The sequence below is a fragment of the Streptomyces odonnellii genome, from assembly GCF_000981895.1.
In the GTDB taxonomy this organism is placed as follows: domain Bacteria; phylum Actinomycetota; class Actinomycetes; order Streptomycetales; family Streptomycetaceae; genus Streptomyces; species Streptomyces odonnellii.
In genome coordinates, this window is record NZ_LATD01000496.1 from 1 (window position 1) to 3,694 (window position 3,694).

Sequence of the window (3,694 nt, forward strand, 5' to 3'; positions counted from 1 at the left end):
GAGGCGGATCTCGGGGTCGCGTCGGGCAATGGCAAGGGGCAGATCTTCGTGAAGGGGGAGGTCATCAAGACCGTTCCCGAGTCGAAGATCGTGGAGACCCTGATCGACGAGGCCATGAAGCTCGCCGAACAGATGGAGAAGGACGGCATCGCCTCGGGCGAGCCCCAGGTCTCCGTGAGCTGACACCTCCGAGCACGGTCCCGCGGCCACCGCCCTCAGGGCACCGGCCGCGGGACCTTCCGCTGTGGGCAGCACGCCATGCACCCGCCAGGTACAGTGCGGAGATCAGCAGACCGTATGGTGAGGCCCCTTCGTGTTGACGCACACCACCACTCGGGTCCTCGAACCCGGCGAACTCGGCGCCGCGCTCGCCATTCTGGAGAGCGAGCCCGTCGCCAACGCTTTTGTGACCTCCCGTGTACAGGTCGCGGGGCTCGATCCCTGGCGCCTCGGCGGCGAGATGTGGGGCTGGTACACGGCAGGGCGGCTCCGCTCGCTCTGCTACTCCGGCGCCAATCTCGTACCGATCTGCGCGACCCCCGAAGCCGTGCGCGCCTTCGCCGACCGCGCCCGCAGGACCGGCCGCCGCTGTTCCTCGATCGTCGGCCCCGCCGACTCCACCGCCCTGCTGTGGCGGCTGCTGGAGCCCCACTGGGGCCCCGCCCGCGAGGTCCGCGCCCACCAGCCGCTGATGGTCACCGAGCAGATCCCCGCCGTGGTCGCGCCCGACCCCTTCGTACGCCGGATCCGCAAGGACGAAGTGGAGGTGATCATGCCGGCCTGCGTGGCCATGTTCACCGAGGAGGTCGGGGTCTCGCCGCTCGCGGGTGACGGCGGACTGCTGTACCAGGCGCGGGTGGCCGAACTCGTCGGTTCCGGACGGTCGTTCGCCCGTATCGATGACGGCCGGGTCATCTTTAAGGCGGAGATCGGCGCGGCCACCCCCCAGGCCTGCCAGATCCAGGGTGTCTGGGTCGACCCCGAATACCGCGGCCGCGGCCTCTCCGAGTCCGGCATGGCGGCGGTCGTACGGTACGCGCTGGCCGATATCGCACCCGTCGTGAGCCTGTACGTGAACGACTACAACGCCCCAGCCCGCGCCGCCTACCGCCGGGTCGGGTTCCGCGAAGTGGGCGCCTTCATGAGCGTGCTGTTCTGAAAGTAGGGTTCGCCCATGCTGAGCATTCCCGGGGGCACCCCCCGGATTCCCGACGTCCAGGTAGCGCCGGTCGATCTCGCGGCACGCGTCGACGAGGCGCTCGCCGTACAGGCCCTCGCCTTCGGGCTCAGCGAGGACGAGATCGGGGTACGCCGCCACATCGTGCTCCGGCATCTCATGTATCCCGGCTGCCGTGCCTTCGGCGCCACCACCGGGGACGGCCGGCTCGTCGGATTCGTCTACGGCCTGCCGAACGACCGTGGTCACTGGTGGTCCACGGTCGTCGAGCCGTATCTGCGCGCCACCGCCTCCGAGAGCTGGCTCGACGACTCCTTCGTGATCACCGAACTCCATGTCCATCCGCAGTTCCAGGCACGCGGCATCGGCCGCGCCCTGATCACCACCATCACGGACACCGCCGCCCAGCCCAAGTCGATCCTCTCGGCCATCGACATCGAGAACCCGGCCCGTCGGCTGTACCGCAAACTGGGGTACGAGGACCTCGCCCGCCAGGTCCACTTCCCCAGCGCGCCCAAGCCGTACGCCGTGATGGGGGCACCGCTGCCGCTGCGCAGAGCGGACGGCGGCGACAACTGATTTCCGCCTGCCGGTGCGCCCCGGCTAACCTCCAGGCATCAGCCGAGAGAACGCAGAACGCAGAACGCCAGGAGTGCTCCCCATGTCCCAGGTCCAGCGCATGTCCCGTTTGATGGTCAAGACACTGCGCGACGACCCGGCGGACGCCGAGACCCTCAGCCACAAGCTGCTCGTCCGCGCGGGGTATGTCCGCCGTACGTCCGCCGGCATCTGGAGCTGGCTGCCGCTGGGCAAGAAGGTCCTCGACAACATCTCGCGCGTCGTCCGCGAGGAGATGGACGCGATCGGCGCCCAGGAAGTGCTGCTTCCCGCGCTGCTGCCCAAGGAGCCGTACGAGGCGAGCGGCCGGTGGGAGGAGTACGGCGACCTGCTGTTCCGGCTCAAGGACCGCAAGGGCGCCGACTATCTGCTGGGCCCCACGCACGAGGAGATCTTCACCCAGGTCGTCAAGGACCAGTGCACGTCCTACAAGGACCTGCCGGTGATGCTCTACCAGATCCAGACGAAGTACCGCGACGAGGCGAGGCCCCGCTCCGGTGTGCTGCGCGGGCGCGAGTTCCAGATGAAGGACTCGTACTCCTTCGACACCACGGACGAGGGGCTGGCCGAGTCGTACGCGCTGCACCGCGCCGCCTACCAGAAGATCTTCGCCAGGCTCGGTCTCGACTTCCGGATCGTGTCGGCGGTCTCCGGCGCGATGGGCGGCTCCGCCTCCGAGGAGTTCCTGGCGCCCGCCGCGGCCGGCGAGGACACCTTCGTGGACTGCCCGGCCTGTGACTACGCGGCCAACACGGAGGCGGTCACCTTCACCGCGTCCGTACCGGTGGCGGACGCGCCCGGCCCGGTCGAGGAACTGAACACCCCGGACACCCCCACCATCGAGACGCTCGCCGCGTTCCTCGGCGTACCGGCCTCGGCGACCCTGAAGAACCTGCTGGTCAAGGTGGACGGCGAGATCACCGCGGTCGGAGTGCCCGGCGACCGCGAGGTGGACCTCGGCAAGCTCGGCGAGCACCTCGCCCCCGCGGTGGTCGAGCTGGTCACGGCCGAGGACTTCGAGGACCGGCCCGATCTGGTACGGGGCTATGTCGGCCCGCAGGGCCTCAAGATCCGCTACATCGCCGACCCCCGGATCGCGTCCGGCACCGCCTGGATCACCGGCGCCAACAAGCCCGGTACACACGCGCGCGATGTCGTGTGCGGCCGTGACTTCGAGGTCGACGACTACCTGGACGTGGTCGTCGTCGAGGAGGGCGACCCCTGCCCCCTGTGCGGTACGGGCCTCAAGCTGGACCGCGCGATCGAGATCGGCCATATCTTCCAGCTCGGCCGCAAGTACGCCGACACCTTCCAGCTCGATGTCCTCGGCCAGCAGGGCAAGCCGGTGCGGGTCACGTACGGCATCGGCGTCTCGCGCGCCGTGGCGGCACTGGCCGAGCAGACGGCCGACGAGCACGGCCTGTGCTGGACCCGCGAGATCGCCCCGGCCGACGTCCATGTGGTGGCGGCCGGCAAGGCGCTCCAGACGGAACTGGCCCTTGAGGTCTCCGAGAAGCTCGCGGCGGCGGGGCTGCGGGTGCTGGTGGACGAGCGCGCGGGCGTCTCCCCGGGCGTGAAGTTCACCGACGCGGAGCTGATCGGCGTGCCGCACATCCTGGTGGCGGGGCGGCGTGCGGGTGAGGGCGTGCTGGAGTTGAAGGACCGGCGCACGGGTGAGCGCGAGGAGCTGACCACGGCGGAAGCGATCGCCCGCCTGGCCGGCTGATTTCCCGGGGCTCCGTCCCGGACCCCGGTCCTCAATCGACGGACGGGCTTGATTCGGCTGGTGAGCGAGAACCCGGGTCCGGGCGGGCCCGGTCAGAGCCAGCCCGCGAATTCCAGCAGGAGTTCCGCGCTCTGGCGGCGGCCCGCCCTCAGCGCCCGTACCCCCGACTCCAC

The 3,694-nt window shown here is 69.9% G+C and carries 3 protein-coding genes and 1 pseudogene; all 4 read left to right on the plus strand.

What is annotated here, in order from left to right; genetic code table 11:
* Positions 1 to 183 (plus strand): annotated as a pseudogene (locus WH07_RS33800) (flavodoxin-dependent (E)-4-hydroxy-3-methylbut-2-enyl-diphosphate synthase); the annotation flags it as partial.
* A gap of 130 nt (positions 184 to 313) precedes the next feature.
* A complete protein-coding gene (locus WH07_RS33805; protein WP_046508644.1) occupies positions 314 to 1,159 on the plus strand; it encodes a GNAT family N-acetyltransferase in 846 nt (281 codons plus the stop codon).
* Positions 1,160 to 1,174: 15 nt separating this feature from the next.
* Positions 1,175 to 1,756 (plus strand): GNAT family N-acetyltransferase, encoded by a 582-nt coding sequence (locus WH07_RS33810; protein ID WP_046508646.1) that lies wholly within the window; start codon positions 1,175 to 1,177, stop codon positions 1,754 to 1,756.
* 82 nt (positions 1,757 to 1,838) lie between these two features.
* On the plus strand, positions 1,839 to 3,521 hold the full coding sequence (locus WH07_RS33815) for a proline--tRNA ligase (protein ID WP_046508648.1): 1,683 nt from the start codon (positions 1,839 to 1,841) through the stop codon (positions 3,519 to 3,521).
* Positions 3,522 to 3,694 lie beyond the last annotated feature (173 nt).